The sequence below is a fragment of the Alcanivorax sp. 97CO-5 genome (assembly GCF_000524665.1).
GTDB classification, from domain to species: Bacteria; Pseudomonadota; Gammaproteobacteria; order Pseudomonadales; family Alcanivoracaceae; genus Alcanivorax; species Alcanivorax borkumensis.
The window spans coordinates 192,610-208,761 of record NZ_KI965877.1; the positions used below are offsets into that span (position 1 = coordinate 192,610).

14 protein-coding genes and 1 pseudogene are annotated in these 16,152 nt (G+C 54.2%); 11 read left to right on the top strand and 4 right to left on the bottom strand.

Going from position 1 to position 16,152, the window contains the following annotated elements; genetic code table 11:
* Positions 1 to 87: 87 nt before the first annotated feature.
* A complete protein-coding gene (locus Y017_RS00895; protein WP_011588486.1) occupies positions 88 to 702 on the bottom strand; it encodes a tRNA-(ms[2]io[6]A)-hydroxylase in 615 nt (204 codons plus the stop codon).
* A gap of 120 nt (positions 703 to 822) precedes the next feature.
* On the opposite strand from Y017_RS00895, the gene Y017_RS00900 reads away from it, so the two are divergent.
* The 4 genes and pseudogenes from Y017_RS00900 to Y017_RS15545 all read left to right on the top strand — a co-directional run.
* Positions 823 to 1,731 (top strand): lysophospholipid acyltransferase family protein, encoded by a 909-nt coding sequence (locus Y017_RS00900; RefSeq protein WP_035458292.1) that lies wholly within the window; start codon positions 823 to 825, stop codon positions 1,729 to 1,731.
* Between the two features lie 193 nt (positions 1,732 to 1,924).
* Complete coding sequence (gene acnB / locus Y017_RS00905; RefSeq protein WP_011588484.1) at positions 1,925 to 4,525, top strand: bifunctional aconitate hydratase 2/2-methylisocitrate dehydratase; 2,601 nt, start codon at positions 1,925 to 1,927, stop codon at positions 4,523 to 4,525.
* Between the two features lie 223 nt (positions 4,526 to 4,748).
* Positions 4,749 to 4,931 (top strand): hypothetical protein, encoded by a 183-nt coding sequence (locus Y017_RS15145; protein ID WP_155849232.1) that lies wholly within the window; start codon positions 4,749 to 4,751, stop codon positions 4,929 to 4,931.
* Between the two features lie 350 nt (positions 4,932 to 5,281).
* Positions 5,282 to 5,571: pseudogene (locus Y017_RS15545) on the top strand (integrase core domain-containing protein); the annotation flags it as partial.
* 56 nt (positions 5,572 to 5,627) lie between these two features.
* Here Y017_RS15545 and Y017_RS00915 read toward each other — a convergent pair.
* Both Y017_RS00915 and thpR read right to left on the bottom strand, forming a co-directional pair.
* Complete coding sequence (locus Y017_RS00915) at positions 5,628 to 6,260, bottom strand: YbhB/YbcL family Raf kinase inhibitor-like protein (RefSeq protein WP_035458295.1); 633 nt, start codon at positions 6,258 to 6,260, stop codon at positions 5,628 to 5,630.
* 164 nt (positions 6,261 to 6,424) lie between these two features.
* Complete coding sequence (gene thpR / locus Y017_RS00920; RefSeq protein WP_035458691.1) at positions 6,425 to 6,862, bottom strand: RNA 2',3'-cyclic phosphodiesterase; 438 nt, start codon at positions 6,860 to 6,862, stop codon at positions 6,425 to 6,427.
* Positions 6,863 to 7,098: 236 nt separating this feature from the next.
* Here thpR and Y017_RS00925 point away from each other — a divergent pair, with 236 nt between their 5' ends.
* The 5 genes from Y017_RS00925 to Y017_RS00945 all read left to right on the top strand — a co-directional run bounded on the left by Y017_RS00925 (position 7,099) and on the right by Y017_RS00945 (position 13,168).
* Positions 7,099 to 7,944 (top strand): DMT family transporter, encoded by an 846-nt coding sequence (locus Y017_RS00925; RefSeq protein WP_011588481.1) that lies wholly within the window; start codon positions 7,099 to 7,101, stop codon positions 7,942 to 7,944.
* Between the two features lie 179 nt (positions 7,945 to 8,123).
* Positions 8,124 to 9,080, top strand: coding sequence for an alpha/beta fold hydrolase (locus Y017_RS00930; RefSeq protein WP_011588480.1), 957 nt, complete (start codon positions 8,124 to 8,126; stop codon positions 9,078 to 9,080).
* Between the two features lie 349 nt (positions 9,081 to 9,429).
* A complete protein-coding gene (locus Y017_RS00935) occupies positions 9,430 to 10,065 on the top strand; it encodes a methyltransferase (protein ID WP_011588479.1) in 636 nt (211 codons plus the stop codon).
* A 54-nt stretch (positions 10,066 to 10,119) separates the two neighbouring features.
* Positions 10,120 to 12,504, top strand: a complete 2,385-nt coding sequence (gene lon, locus Y017_RS00940; protein ID WP_035458297.1) for an endopeptidase La — start codon at positions 10,120 to 10,122, stop codon at positions 12,502 to 12,504.
* Between the two features lie 49 nt (positions 12,505 to 12,553).
* Positions 12,554 to 13,168 (top strand): pseudouridine synthase, encoded by a 615-nt coding sequence (locus Y017_RS00945; RefSeq protein ID WP_101234989.1) that lies wholly within the window; start codon positions 12,554 to 12,556, stop codon positions 13,166 to 13,168.
* Between the two features lie 14 nt (positions 13,169 to 13,182).
* On the opposite strand, the gene Y017_RS00950 is transcribed toward Y017_RS00945, so the two are convergent.
* A complete protein-coding gene (locus Y017_RS00950) occupies positions 13,183 to 13,506 on the bottom strand; it encodes an SET domain-containing protein (protein WP_011588476.1) in 324 nt (107 codons plus the stop codon).
* A 182-nt stretch (positions 13,507 to 13,688) separates the two neighbouring features.
* Here Y017_RS00950 and Y017_RS00955 point away from each other — a divergent pair, with 182 nt between their 5' ends.
* Positions 13,689 to 15,350, top strand: a complete 1,662-nt coding sequence (locus Y017_RS00955; protein WP_035458299.1) for an AarF/UbiB family protein — start codon at positions 13,689 to 13,691, stop codon at positions 15,348 to 15,350.
* A gap of 8 nt (positions 15,351 to 15,358) precedes the next feature.
* Entirely contained in the window at positions 15,359 to 16,147 is a 789-nt protein-coding gene (locus Y017_RS00960; protein WP_011588474.1) for a M48 family metallopeptidase, read from the top strand.
* Positions 16,148 to 16,152: the final 5 nt, after the last annotated feature.

A 16,152-nucleotide genomic window follows, 5' to 3' on the forward strand; every position in this document is an offset into this window, starting at 1 on the left:
TGTTGTAAGATGAAACGCGAGAGGCCGTGCCCACCCTTTGGACACGGCCTCTTACATTTCAAAATGATCACAGCAAAATCGCGAGTGTTAGCGGTCAACGGCCCTAGGCACTCCCGAATGAAACCGGAATTCAGAATCCGGCGACTCCACCAGCTCCCGCTCCACTTCTTTGAAAAACGCCACTCGCTGTTCGATCGGCGCGCCGGCGTATTGCTCGGCCAGCTTCAGGTAATCTTCGAAGTGTCGCGACTCACTTTTCAACAGGTATCGATAGTAACGACCAAGCTCCTCATCCACATGGGGCGCCAGCGCCGCAAAACGCTCACAACTACGCGCCTCAATCAACGCTCCCACAATCATGGTGTCGACCAGGCGGCCAGGCTCAGAGGTGCGAATGTGCTGGCGCAACCCCTTGGCATAACGTGCCGGCGTCATATGATCGTATTGCACACCACGTTCACGCATCAGCTGTACCACCTGCTCGAAATGTAGCAACTCCTCGCGGGCCAGCTGGCTCAACGTGTCCAGCAGCTCAGGACGATCCACATAACGAAACATCAAGTTAATCGCTGTGCTGGCCGCTTTCTTTTCGCAGTGCGCATGGTCAATCAACAGAATATCCGGGTGCTGCAATGCCCAGTCGACCCAAGCTGACGGTGTGGCGCAGGGGAGAAAATCGTGGATATGGGAAATGTCGTGCATGGGGCTCTCGTTGGCTCAAGGTAACCTATCCGCAGACAGGCGCCGGCATTATAGCGTTTTTGTACGCAATCTCATCCGCACCGCTGGTGCTCTCCCGCCGCGCCCGTATACTGTCGCGCCATGGGCAGAAAAACACATCCTCGAATACAGCGGGCCAAAGGTCAGATTGCAATTGTCGCATTGCGACTGATTGGCGCCTTACCTTTTGTCATTAACCGTGCGCTTGCCACCATTATTGGTGTGATCGTGGCCCGGCTACCGACCCAAGCGCTAAAGGTTAGCAAAACGAATTTGGCACTTTGTTATCCTGCACTTTCCGATGCCAAGCGCGCGCAACTGGCCCGTGAGTCACTGATTGAAAGTATCAAGAACACCTTTGAAATCGCCTTGTTCTGGCGACGCCCCGCCCAGGGACTGCAGCGCGTAGCAGCGGTAGACGGTGATGCCCCTCTACGCCAGGCTGTTGCGGATGGCAAACCGATCATGATCCTGGCGCCTCATCTTGGCTGCTGGGAAGTGCTCAATTTCTGGCTGGCCACTGAATTTGGCCTGCATGCCATGTTTGCCCCCTCCGGGCTACCCGAAGTGGATAATCTGGTACGCAGTGGCCGGGAGCATTTTGGTTCCACAATGTATCCCACTACGGCCCGCGGCGTTGCGGGCCTAGTACGTGCCATGAAAAAGGGCGCACTCACTGCCATTCTCCCCGATCAGGTTCCCGACCGCCGAAGTGGTCGCCATGTGCCGTTTTACGGGCACCCGGCCTATACCGGCACGCTGGCATGCAAACTTATTCGCCAAACCGGAGCTGTCACATTCATGGCTTGGGCTCGTCGCCTGCCCGGCACCCAGGGCTACGAAATCCGAGTTCGCCCAGCCGACACCGCGATAGCCGACGACGATCTGGATAACGCTCTTGCGGCCATGAACCACTCCATCGAACAGCTAATCGACGAATCACCCAATCAGTATCTTTGGAGCTACAAACGTTTTCGCCGCCCCCCTCCCGGGAGTGACACACCGTACTGATTACTTTGCCTTGAATGCAGGCCCATGTTCTCAGTGATTATGAGTATTCATGGAATGAATGGCTGCAATCGTGGTTTGGCTTAACAATTGATGGCTATTCCGCTATACTCCGCGCGCTATTCCAACCCCCAGTAACACCCTAAAAGACTGATTTCTAAAAGAAATCAGCAAAGACGACGATGAGGGAAACGCTGTGCTAGAAGCCTATCGCAAACATGTAGAAGAGCGCGCCGCTGAAGGTGTACCGCCCAAGCCGCTTACCGAACAGCAAGTTGCCGACCTGGTAGAACTGCTGAAAACCCCGCCGGCTGGCGAAGAAGAGTTTATCCTGGACCTGTTCGTAAACCGCGTTCCGCCGGGTGTGGATCAAGCCGCCTATGTTAAGGCCGCTTTCCTAACCGCGATTGTGAAAGGTGAAGCCAGCTCCCCTCTTATTGATAAGAAACGTGCCGTGCAGCTGCTGGGCACCATGCAGGGTGGCTACAACGTAGCCCCGCTGATTGACGCACTGGACGATGCCGAGCTAGTTGATGAAGCGGCCGAGCAACTCAAGCACACCCTGCTAGTTTTCGATGCGTTCCACGATGTGGAAGACAAAATGAAAGCCGGCAACGCCAAGGCTAAGGAAGTCATCGAGTCTTGGGCGGAAGGAGAATGGTTCACTAAGCGTCCCGATCTGGCCGAAAAAATGACCTTGTCCGTATTCAAGGTCACCGGTGAAACCAACACTGACGACCTGTCCCCTGCACAGGACGCTTGGAGCCGCCCGGATATTCCTCTGCACGGCAACGCCATGCTGAAAAATGCTCGTGAAGGCATCATCCCGGAAAAAGACGGCGAAATCGGCCCGCTGACCCAAATGGACGAGCTGAAGAAAAAAGGCTACCCGGTTGCCTACGTGGGCGACGTTGTAGGCACTGGTTCTTCCCGTAAGTCCGCTACAAACTCTGTGCTATGGCACTTTGGTGACGACATCCCGTTTGTACCGAACAAGCGCGCAGGCGGCGTCTGCATCGGCGGCAAAATCGCTCCGATCTTCTTTAACACCATGGAAGATTCCGGCGCCCTGCCCTTCGAGTGCGATGTAGAAAAAATGAACACCGGTGACGTAATCGATGTTTACCCCTTCGAAGGCAAGGTGGAAAAAGACGGCGAAGTTATCGCTGAGTTCAATCTTCGCTCACAGGTTCTGCTGGACGAAGTACGCGCCGGCGGCCGTATCAACCTGATCATCGGTCGCGGCCTGACCACTAAGGCGCGCGAAGCCCTCGGCCTAGCACCTTCCGAGTTGTTCCGTAAGCCGGAACAGCCTGGCGATTCCGACAAGGGCTTCACTCTGGCTCAAAAAATGGTCGGCAAAGCTTGCGGCATGGACGGTGTTCGCCCCGGTATGTACTGCGAGCCGAAGATGACCACCGTTGGCTCCCAGGATACCACTGGCCCAATGACCCGTGACGAGCTGAAAGATCTGGCTTGCTTGGGCTTCCAGGCCGACCTGGTAATGCAATCTTTCTGCCACACCGCCGCTTACCCCAAGCCGGTTGACGTGGAAACGCAGCACACCCTGCCTGACTTCATCATGAACCGTGGCGGTGTTTCCTTGCGCCCGGGCGACGGCATCATCCACTCTTGGCTGAACCGCATGCTACTGCCGGATACCGTGGGTACCGGTGGCGACTCCCACACTCGTTTCCCCATGGGTATCTCGTTCCCGGCCGGGTCCGGCCTGGTTGCGTTCGCCGCGGCCACTGGCGTTATGCCGCTGGACATGCCGGAGTCGGTGCTGGTTCGCTTCAAGGGTAAACGCCAGCCCGGCATCACCCTGCGTGACCTGGTACACGCCATTCCAATGCAGGCGATCAAAGATGGCCACTTAACCGTTGCAAAAGCAGGTAAAGTTAACGTCTTCTCCGGTCGCGTACTGGAAATTGAAGGCTTGGATGATCTGACCGTTGAACAAGCGTTCGAACTGTCTGATGCATCCGCCGAGCGTTCCGCTGCTGGCTGTACCATCACTCTGTCCGAAGACAGCGTGACCGAGTACTTGAAGTCCAACATCACCATGCTCAAGTGGATGATCGCCAATGGCTACGGCGATGCGCGCACCATCGAACGCCGTATTCAGGGCATGGAAGAGTGGCTGGCAAACCCGAGCCTAATGCGTGCCGATGCCGATGCTGAGTACCACACCGTCATCGAAATCGATATGGACCAGATCAGCGAGCCGGTACTGTGCTGCCCGAACGACCCAGACGATGCTAAAACTCTGTCTGAAGTCGCGGGTGCCAAAATCGATGAGGTCTTCATTGGTTCTTGCATGACCAACATCGGTCATTTCCGCGCCGCCGGTAAGCTGCTGCAGAAAGTGGAAAGCGGCACCATGCCGACCCGTCTGTGGATCGCTCCGCCGACCAAGATGGATCAGCACCAGCTTACCGAAGAAGGCTACTACAACATCTTCGGTAGCGCCGGTGCGCGTACCGAGATGCCGGGCTGCTCCCTATGTATGGGTAACCAGGCTCGCATTGCGCCGAAGTCCACTGCGGTATCCACCTCCACCCGTAATTTCCCGAACCGTCTGGGTCAGGGTGCAGATGTATACCTGGCATCCGCTGAGCTGGCGTCTGTGGCGTCTATCCTCGGCAAGCTGCCAAGCAAGGAAGAGTACATGGAGTATGCGAACACCATCGACTCCATGTCCTCCGAGATCTACCGCTACCTTAACTTCGACCAAATGGCCGAATACCAGGAAGTGGCAGACACCGTGAAGATCCCGGTTGCCCAGTCCGTATAACGACGACTGACTAACCGCTTCACGGAACACAGAAAAGCCCGGCTGCGAAGCCGGGCTTTTTTGTGTCTACTGCCCCGCTCCTGGATAGAGTTGGCACGTTCCCGTCTTTATTATGAGAGAACGTGATGAATCAACGGGTTAAGCGTACGCAACGTGCTTACGTCGATATGGTCATCAGGACTAGCATCCTGGTGCCCCAGAGCGTCTCAGTCGGGATCTTGCCGTGCCTAAACCGCTGACCCCAGAACAACGTATCAAGGAGCTTGAAGAAAAGCTGCGGCTCACTGAGCAGAAAGCCCAATTCTTCGAAGCCTTTGTTGATGTGATGGAGAAAGATTACGGGGTGCCCGTAAAAAGCAGCCCGGCAAGCCCTCATCCAAGAACGCATTGCCGAATTGACAATTAGCGGGACAGGCCGCTTTCTGGGAATCAGCCGTCAAGCTTGGGATCAGGCTGATCGACCGCAGCAGATCCGGGAGGCTCAGGAGTAGAAGGAGCTGAGTTTCGTACTATTTCTCCGGCGCTTCCAGCCCCGCATTGGTACCCGCAAGCTTCACTATCTTCTGCACCCGCAACGGGATAAAGCACTGCATCTGGGCCGTGACCGTTTGTTCCTACTGTTACGCACCCGGCGTCCTCTAATGGCACGTCGGCGGGCTTATCATAAGACCACACACCGTCGTCACCACTTGCCTCGCCACCCCAATCTCCTCAAGTCTGGGCCGGAACAGGTTTCGGCAACGGCCAGATAAGGAATCGTTAATCCACCGCTCAGATCGAGGCATCCAGTACTGCTGTGACCGTTACCCAAAAATCCATCGTAAGCATGATATTCAGTGCTCGATGACTGACGGCTACGATTGCTATCAGAATGCCCTGGCAGAGCGAATAAAGGGGATATTCAAGACTGAATTTTACTGGCGCAGCCTGGGGACTGGGATCAAGCCCGTACGATGGTCGATGAATCGGTGGCCCTCTATAACCATAACCCGCCGCATCTGGCTCTGAAATACAGCACGCCCGATGCAGTACAGCGGGCGTGTTGAGCCGAAATAGGTGACAACCTATTTCAGGACTAGACTCTGAAATCCTGCAAAAATGTTTATCCCTGCGCTAAGCGTGGGTTCAGTGTGTAACTTACCGTAAGGCTCGCTTGATCCAAGGAGTGAGACTTAATCTGCTCAGCCAGCGCTGCACCACTCAGGTCTTTCTCTTCAGGCAACGCCGGCACATCCAGTGCATAAACGGTAAAAACATAACGGTGGACGATGCTGTCATTCCAGGGTGGACACGGGCCGTCGTAACCAAAGTATTGCCCTTCCATATCAGCATCACCTGCAAACCAACCCGTGTAATCATTTAGCCCATGGCGCTGACCATCTGGCGCAGCGGGCCCAGGTTTACCTTTCGGAGTCACTTTATTACAGTGGCTACCCTCACGAATTTCACTCTGTTCAGCAGGAATGTTGAACAGAGTCCAGTGATAAAAATCCACCCGTGGCAAGTCAGCCGGAACCTCTCTGTCATCCTTGTTCACATCATCTGCTGCACTAGGCGCATCCGGGTCCACGCACACAATGGCAAAGGAACGCGTCCCTTCAGGAGCACCTTTCCAAGCTAAATGCGGGTTAATATTACTGGCTAAGGATACATGGGTGTCCGGGTTTATCGTCGCAAAGGCAAATTTTTCCAGAATCGGCGCCTGATCGGTGAGGCTGTTGCTGAGTAACTGCATGGATAATCTCTCCTTGTTGCACTACATGCCTACGGTATCAGCCATGCGGGCAATAACCGCTATTTCAAGTTGCTGGAGCCAAGCGCCTCATCTGCTGCCAAGATAAAATAACAAGGCGTGTGGCTGAAACAGACATTGCTCGGCCTTGGCCGCCCAGCGAATAACTACAGCGCGTTAACCGGCAACACCCACTCACCCGTAGTCTGAAAAGACGTCACCGCAGCCCCAGGCCTAGCCAGAGTAATATGTGGCCGAAACGACCTGCTCTCCAACGGCAAGCCGTGAAATTCAAGACACTCCTCCAGGCCAGCGTGGAGCTGCTGAAGCGGCGAACTGGCCTTCCCTGTTAACGCAATAAACGGCCCTTGATCACGGGGAAACGGCTCACAGCGATCGAAGAGCTGTGCAAACGACGCATGCTTATCGGCCAGTGCTGACACCGATCCTTTTAAGCCATTCAGATCCGATGCGCTCTGTTCACCCAAAAACGCGAGGGTAAGGTGTAGATTTGCCGCGGGGGTAGCAAGCCCCATGCCCTGGGACAACATCCTGCATTGATCTGCAAGCGGTCGGACAACCGGAATCCCGATAAAACAACGCATATATCATTTTACTCCTTTTACCCTTTTTCCCTTCACGCTACTGGCATAGCGTCCAGACAGGGACAACGATAGAATGCCGCCCGATAACTGCGAAGCGCAGGAGCCCGTCCATCGCATACTGGCCCAGCCGCACGCTGATGACTATTCGCGCCGCGACGACGAACATTACCTCGGCACAGAGACGCAACCCAACCCCCGCATAACCCACAGCTCTGCCACCACCGGATACCGTGCCAATGAATGACCAACCACTAAAAGGTGCCTTGTTACTGGTACTGGGGGAAGGCCTGTTAGCCGTGATGGCAGCCATGGTCAAACACCTGTCGGACCATCTCGACACCGAGGTCATTGTGTTTGCCCGAAATCTGTTCGGGCTGATGTTTCTGCTGATGATAATCAGCACCCGTGGGGGCTTTGGCCAATTACGTACCCGCTTTGTGCATCTGCATCTGATTCGCGCCTTCACCGGCGTTAGCGCCATGTTCTGTTTTTTCTATGCCATAGGACACATTGCGCTGACCGAGGCGGTGCTGGTGAAAATGACCGTGCCATTTTTTCTCCCGGTAATCGCCTGGTTATGGCTTAGTGAACGTATTGGATTGCACACCTGGCTGGCCATTATCGCCGGATTTGTCGGGGTTGCTGTGATCATGCGTGCAGGACAAGGAGAAATTGACCCAGTGATGTGGGTGGCACTGGCCGGTGCCGCCATCATGAGCATTGCCAAGGTGAGCATACGCCGCATGGCCATATCCGAGCCGGCACAAAGAGTGGTGTTCTATTTTGCCCTCTTTGCCACCCTGTTTTCCGCCTTCCCCCTATTCTGGGCCAACACGATACCCGCTGGCTCCGACTACCTTTGGCTACTGGCCATCGGGCTTGTGGCCACCGGCGGGCAATACGCCATGACCACAGCCTACCAAATTGCCCGTCCCGGCCAAGTCGGGGTTTACAATTATTCCTCCGTCATCTGGGCCGCATTACTTGGTTGGATGTTCTGGGGGGAAACCTTAGTGCTAACAACAATCCTCGGGACCTTGTTGATTGTGGCTGCCGGAATCTGGAATCTTAAATCCCGTTAACCGTTGCCATAATTCCGCTAATGACTTTATAAAATGGCCCGTTAAGAAGGCTTCTTGACGATTATTTCCCCTATGCTTGGCTCAGCTTGGGTCGAGGTAATAAGCTTTATTTACCATGCCCTTTACATCATAAGGCCGCCAGCCCCCCGGATGTCAGGCCATACAACGGAGAGTCCTGCATGCAACTGAAACACCTTTTTCTTTTTATTGTTTGTTCCTTTTTCCTCAGCGGCTGCGAAGACATAACGAACTGGGCTTACGAAAAGGGTCTGGCCATGGAGAAAAACCGCGCGGGCCTAAAGGACCAGATCTTGACCACCGCAGACGGCATCACTTGGCACATCCTAACCAGCGAGACGAGTGCTGAGCCTATCGCTGAAAAGGAAGCGGTATTACTGATTCATGGATTCAGTGCCGATTCCAGTAACTGGGTACGCTTTGCCAATGAACTTGAAGGCGACTTCTTTTTCATTGTGCCGGACCTGCCTGGCCACGGCGAAACCACGCGCAACCTGGACCTGACTTACACCATGAGCGCTCAGGCAACCCGACTGCTGACACTGATGGACGCGTTACAGATTCAACACTTCCACGTAGCAGGCAACTCCATGGGCGGCGCTATCTCTCTTGCATTGGCACAGCAAGCACCGCAGCGGGTTCTTTCCATAGGGCTGATCGATTCAGCCGGGCTGACCCGCCAAACCGAAGGGTTCAAGACAATTCTGGCAGATAGTAATAGCAACCCATTAATTCCTCATACCGCAGAACAGTTTCAAGCCACACTCCAATGGGCGATGGAAGAGCCACCCTACCTGCCAAGTTTTGTCGTGGATATCATGGGCAAGAAGAAGGCCGCTAATGCAGCGGTCGCGGAGAAAGTCTGGCGTGACCTCTTGGAGGACCCGGGCATGATGCTCGAAGACAAAAACGTACTGCCCTCCATCCAGATTCCGACGCTGGTACTGTGGGGCCGCGAAGATCGATTGCTCGGCGTAGATAATGTGGGAGCCTTTCTTGAAGAGCTACCTCAGTCTCGAGCCATTGTTCTCGATGGCATTGGTCACGTACCCATGGCCGAAGCCCCTGGCAAAAGCGCTGACGCATTCCGGGCGTTCTGGCGCGAAGTTCGCCCCTAAGCGCTTGCTGCAAACGTAAAGAGAGAGGTAAAACGCCCTCTCTTTCGATAATAACCAAGGCCAAAGAGCGTGGATAAGGCGCTCAACTGTGGGCATCAACGTTTCCCGTAATGTCCACGAACACTGCAGTGTGGAGGGCTCTTTGATTCCGGTATGGATGGGCCATTCACAAGAGTGGCTCTCTTGAAGGTGGCAGTGCCCGGCAAGCCAACAAAATACAAAGATAGCGTTCGTATCATTGGTTTTGGCCAAGGGTGTCGCCATGCTTGCAAGGCGCCTGTGATTTGATACTTGAATCACAGCAGGCTTAACCGTACTGTTTCCAAACTTTGCCGCTGATGAGCGAACCATGTCAGGAACCGTTATACGTGCTGGAGACCCCCACACCATTCGCACCCGTGGCATTACCTTGCTGCGTTCCGGCCACAAGGAAATCCGGCGCCTGAAACGGGCAAACCACACGCCATCCATTCATGGCAATAAAATCTGGAATTCCAGCTACCTGATCATGGATCACCTTACCAAAAGCAAGGTGACTGCTGATCAGCATTTGATGGATATCGGCTGCGGCTGGGGCCCGTTATCCATTTTCAGTGCCAAGCGTTTCGGCTGCCAGGTAACCGCCGTGGATGCGGACCCGGATGTGTACCCCTATCTGGACCTGCACGCCACCATCAATAAAGTTCAGGTAACGCCTCTCCAGACGCGGTTTGAAAAATTGACCAAGGCAAGGCTTGCAAATGTGGATATCGTCGTTGGTGCCGATATCTGCTTTTGGGATGAACTCACCCCTGTACTGTATAACCTTATTCGCCGCAGCTTGCGGGCCGGTGTTAAGCAAATTGTCATTGCCGACCCTGGTCGTTCCCCGTTCTATGCGCTGGCAGAGAAGTGCGAAGCGGGGAAACTCAACAGCCGCGTGGTTGAGCGCCGCACCCAAACACCAAAACCCCTTTGCGCAGATCTATTAATCATCGACAATTGAATTTTCCAGCCTCGCCACCATGTTCATCTCACGGACCATGGAAGTGACAGGATTATGACTGACAACGATACTGCCCATCACGATAACGACACTGCGCAACCGCTGTCCGGCAGCCTTTCCGTGCCGGACCACACACCACCCCAGCGAATCTATTTGATTCCGGTCAAGCATCGCCCCTTCATGCCTGGGTTGGTGCAGCCTGTAATGCTTGATAAAAAACGCTGGCAACAAACTTTAGAGCGTGTAAGCCAAACCCCCCACCAATCGTTGGGCTTGGTGTACGTTGGCGAAAAAAACCCCGACTCGGTTAGCGTTGATGATTTTCCTGAGTATGGCTGCCTAGTCAAAGTTCATGCCCTCAATGAAGAGCATGATCAGTTCCAGCTAGTGGCTCAGGGCACGGCCCGTTTTCGGGTCAATACCTGGCTGAATCGTAAACGCCCCTTCATGGCGGAAGTCAGCTACCCGGAACCACGGGCGGATGCCGATGAAACCATCCGAGCCTATGGCATGGCAATCATCAACACCATTAAAGAACTACTGCCACTGAACCCTCTATACAATGAAGGTCTGCGGCACTATTTGCAGAATTTCTCCCCCAGTGAACCATCACCACTTACAGATTTCGCTGCCGCACTAACCAGTGCCAACGGCGTAGAGTTACAGACCATTCTAGAAACTGTGCCACTGAAGCCGCGCATGGAAAAAGTGCTCACTCTAGTTAAAAAGGAACTGGAGGTTGCCCGGCTGCAAAGCGAAATTTCTGACGAGGTGAACGAAAAGGTAAGTCAGCATCAGCGTGAGTTCTTCCTGCGCGAACAGCTGAAAATTATTCAGCGGGAATTGGGCCTGAGCAAAGATGACAAAACCGCGGAAGCCGATACTTTTCGCGAACGCATGGACGCCTTGTCACCGCCTGAGCCAGTAAAAAAGCGTTTTGATGACGAATTGCATAAGCTTTCCGTGTTGGAAACCGGCTCGCCAGAATACGGCGTTACCCGCAATTATCTTGACTGGCTAACCAGCGTGCCCTGGGGACAGTACACTGATGATAATCTAGACCTAGCACACGCACAGGCTGTGCTTTCAGAGCATCACACTGGTTTGAATGATGTCAAAGATCGCATCATTGAATTCCTTGCCGTGGGAGCCCTACGGGGGGAAGTCAAAGGCTCAATCATTCTTTTGGTAGGCCCACCCGGGGTGGGCAAAACCAGTATCGGTAAATCCATTGCCGATGCACTGGGTCGCCGTTTCTACCGATTTAGCTTGGGCGGTATGCGTGACGAAGCCGAGATCAAGGGGCACCGGCGCACCTATATCGGCGCCATGCCCGGCAAGCTGGTCCAGGCTTTGAAAGAAACCGGCACTAGCAATCCGGTGATTATGCTCGACGAAGTCGACAAACTGGGCCAGTCCTTTCAAGGCGATCCGGCCTCAGCGCTGTTGGAAGTGCTGGACCCGGAACAAAATCAGGATTTTCTCGACCATTACTTGGACGAGCGACTGGACCTGAGCCATGCCCTTTTCATCTGTACCGCCAACACACTGGACAGCATCCCCGGCCCTCTGCTCGATCGCATGGAGGTCATTCGTCTCTCCGGTTACATCACCGAAGAGAAAGTGGCCATCGCCCGGCAACACTTATGGCCTCGGTCACTGGAACGCGCTGGAGTAAAACCCGCTCAGCTACGAATCAGTGACAGTGCCCTGCGCCAGGTGGTCGAAGGCTATGCCCGCGAAGCAGGGGTAAGGAATCTAGAAAAACAGCTCAACAAGATGATCCGTAAAGCGGCAGTAAAACTGCTGGCCGGAGAGAAGAAAATCAGTATTTCCGGTAAAAACCTGACGGACTTCCTTGGCCAACCGTATTTCCAGACCGAGAAGACCCAACGGGGCGTGGGTGTCGTCACCGGCTTGGCCTGGACATCCATGGGGGGCGCAACCCTGTCCATTGAAGCCAACGTGGTGCACAGTAAGCAACGGGGCTTCAAACTCACCGGGCAGCTGGGTGATGTAATGAAAGAGTCTGCCGAAATTGCTTACAGCTATGTGGCGAGTAATCTTGAGCTGTTCTCCCTAAGCAAGGAACAGCTGGATGATGCCTTTGTGCACCTGCATGTGCCTGAAGGAGCCACCCCGAAGGACGGCCCCAGTGCTGGCATCACCATGGCTACGGCACTACTCTCACTGCTAATGAAAAAACGGGTCCCCCGTAAGGTTGCCATGACCGGCGAGCTTACTCTCACCGGCCAGGTGCTAGCGGTGGGAGGGATTCGCGAAAAAGTAATCGCCGCTCGGCGGGTAGGCATCAAGGAGATCATTCTTCCAGAGGCCTGTCGTCGCGATTTCGACGAACTCCCTGATTACCTCAAACACGGTCTCAGCGTACATTTTGCCGAACAATACAGCGATGTCTTCCGCATCCTCTGGGCCTGAGAGCTCACCCTACTATATCGTCCCCTTCTGCCATGAGCGGGTGGGGACGATATACCGCGATGAGCACCTCCTGCTCATCAACAAACCCGCCTACCTGTTAAGCGTGCCAGGGCGTGCACCAGAAAATAAAGACTGTGCCATTCGCCGTCTGCAGCAGCGTTACCCGGATATCCGGCTGGTTCATCGACTGGACTTGGATACCTCTGGGATCATGGTGTTCGGGCTCACCGCCTTTGCACAAAGTAAGTTGAGCCGGCTATTTCAGCTTCGAACAGTAAAAAAACGCTATCAAGCGATTGTGCATGGGCTGGTTGAGAAGAACGCCGGTAGCATCGACCTTCCCTTGATCGCAGACTGGCCCAAGCGCCCCTTGCAGAAGGTCTGTCACGAGACAGGCAAAAACGCATTGACCCATTATCGCGTTCTGGAACGAGACATCCCTGGAAATCGCACTCGGCTAGCGCTGAGCCCAGTCACCGGGCGTAGCCACCAATTACGAATTCATTGCCGTGAACTGGGGCACCCGATCATCGGTTGCGACATGTACGCTCCTGCGGAAATCGAAGCACTGAGCCCTCGCTTATTGCTCCATGCAGAATGGCTGGCCTTCAACCACCCACTTACTGGATTGTGGCAAGAGTTCACGTCCCCCTGCCCTTTCTAACAGGATAAAGTCAGCTAACACCACTCTTCGCCATAATCGTGAAACAGTTCCTCTCCAGCTTTAATGGTTTTCAGGGCTACCACACTGAAATCATCGTAATAAACCACATTGGCGCGTTTACTGTGGTTGATGAATCGTAAGTCGCACAGAACCCGATAGCGTTCTTCACCATCGTCATCCAGCCACAAAACGTAGGGCCCGCTACCCTTAGCCCGTTTCACTTTGCATTGCCCCAATTCAGTATTGCGGGGAATATTCTGGCTCGCAAAAAGGCCCCGCCCGTGTACCGGACTTTCACGGACTTCAACCAGATCATCACGTAGATAATGTTCAGACATGTTTACGCTTTACCTTGCTGTGACTGCCATGGCATCTTGCCAGAAAATCATGAATGCTGTTAGCGAAGGTGGAACACCTTGGGGCCTGCAGAAAGGGCACCGTACTATCAGTAACCTGTTGCAGCCTTGCGACAACAGGGCCAAAACGAACGGTACAGCACCAGCCTACAGGGACATATGTTGTGAACATTGTGCACACTGGCAAAAATATTCTGCGCATGAATGAACTGGCCGCGATTCTGCTCAAATACGGTTTCGCCGATGTAATTCGCCGGCTTGGCCTTTCCACCCCGGTGGAGCATGCGGGAAAACTGGTTCGCAGCAGCATGAAGCCCGACATGCTTCGCATGGGCACCGCACAGCGGTTACGCCATGCCATGGAGGAAATGGGCCCCACCTTCGTTAAACTCGGCCAAGTTCTGGCAACCCGTGTGGATATGTTTCCCATGGACTGGATCACCGAGTTCGAAAAATTGCAGGATCAGGCACAACCCATCCCCTTCAGCACGCTGACACCTCACATAGAAGCCGCGCTGGGAAAACCCATCGACACCCTATTCTCACACATCAATCCAGACCCGATCGGGGTCGCGTCTATCGGCCAGGTACACAGCGCCCTGACCCGGCGAGGCCAAAAAGTAATTTTGAAGATCCAGAAGCCCGGCATCGGTGACAAGATCGACTCGGATCTTCGCCTCCTAGATCAACTGGCCAAACTGGCCGCCGATAACTCCATAGAACTACGTCGCTATCGCCCTGTGGAACTGGTGCGCGAATTCAAACGTTCATTAATTCGCGAATTGGACTTCACCATTGAAGGACGCAATGCAGAGCGTATTCGTAAAAATCTGAAGGAGTTTAAATGGCTCCGCATTCCCAAAGTATATTGGGAAATGTCATCGTCGACGGTTCAGGTTCAGCAACAAATTGAGGGGATTCCTGCTAAATCCGTGGAACGGCTTGAGTCAGCGGGATTAGACCGGGTATTAATCGCGCGTCGAGGCGCCTTGGCCGCATGGAAAATGGCGCTGGAAGACGGCTTTTTTCATGCTGATCCGCACCCTGGCAACTTTATCATTATGCCTGGGAACCGTATTGCCATGCTCGATTTTGGCATGGTGGGCAAACTCAGCGACAGTCGCCGTGAGCAAATCCTACAGATCACGCGGGCAATGGTCATGCGTGAAGCGGAGCAATGCGCCGGAGTGCTGGCGGGTTGGGCAGAGGGCCAACCCATCAAATTTGATCAGCTGGTTTCCGATGTAGAAGACGTGATCAACCAATATCACGGCGTCTCCCTCTCTCAGCTGGATATCTCCGCCCTGCTTAACGACATTACCGCCTTGGTGCGTAATCATAATCTGGTTCTACCCAGCGATATCGCTTTGCTCATCAAAGCGATTATCACCTTGGAAGGTTTCGGCCGGTTATTAAATCCGAACTTCGACCTGATTAGCGAAGCCGAGCCGCTTCTTAAGCGTATGATTCGCACCCGTTATTCCCCGCTACGGCTGGCCAAGAACCTTAGCCTGCGAGCGTTGGACGTGGTGGATAAGGTATACGCCCCACCCCCCGTATCAGGCCAAACGTCCCCAGGGGAAGCCGGCATTGATCCAAGGCATCTCGAACGGCTGATCACCCGGATTGAACGAGGTCAATATCGACAGGTACAAACCTTGCTTATAACAGGGGGATTGTTAGCCGGTGCTATCATGCTTAGTGGTCGAGTCCCACCTGCCCCTTGGGGAATCTCGGTGTTTGGCTTTATCATGTTTATTTCCAGTGCCGGCTGGGCTGCCTGGCTAATGTTTGTGTCCCGACGCTTTCTTCGGGAATGGGAGTAAAATAGACCATGACGTTGCGTAACTTTTTCACTTTTGGCGTACTGGCCGCAAGCCTTGCCGCCTGTGCCACCTCTCCGCTTGGCCGGCAACAGTTCCTGTTATTGCCTGCGAATCAGGTAGATGAAATGGGCGTGACCGCCTACGCACAGATGAAGGAGGAAAACCCGTTAAGTAGCAGCGAACAACAAACGGCTTATGTACGTTGTGTCGCCACCGCAATTACCAGCACCTTGGATGATTCTCAGCAGTGGGAAATCAATCTCTTCCAAGATGACTCCGCCAACGCCTTTGCTCTACCCGGTGGAAAAATCGGGGTTAACACGGGGCTATTGAAAGTAGCCAACAACCAAAGTCAGCTTGCCACGGTGATTGGCCATGAAATTGGCCATGTCCAAGCGCAGCACTCCAATGAAAGAATGTCGCTGCAATACGCTACCCAAGGCGGCATGCAAGTGCTGGGGGCTCTGGCCGGAGCAGACAGCGCCGCCAAACAAGGCGTACTCGCGGCCCTAGGCGTAGGTGCTCAATACGGACTAACCCTCCCCTTCAGCCGCAAACATGAAGCCGAAGCCGATATTATCGGGCTACAGCTCATGGCACAGGCAGGGTTTGATCCACGCGAGAGCGTGTCCCTGTGGCAAAATATGAGTGCCGCTAACGGCGAAGAGCCACCGGAATTCATGTCAACTCACCCCTCGAACAGCACCCGTATCAATGGCCTTGAAGCACGTATCCCTGAAGTTATGCCACTGTATAATCAGGCGAAAGCGGCTGGCCGAAACCCGCAATGCGGGTAAAGAAC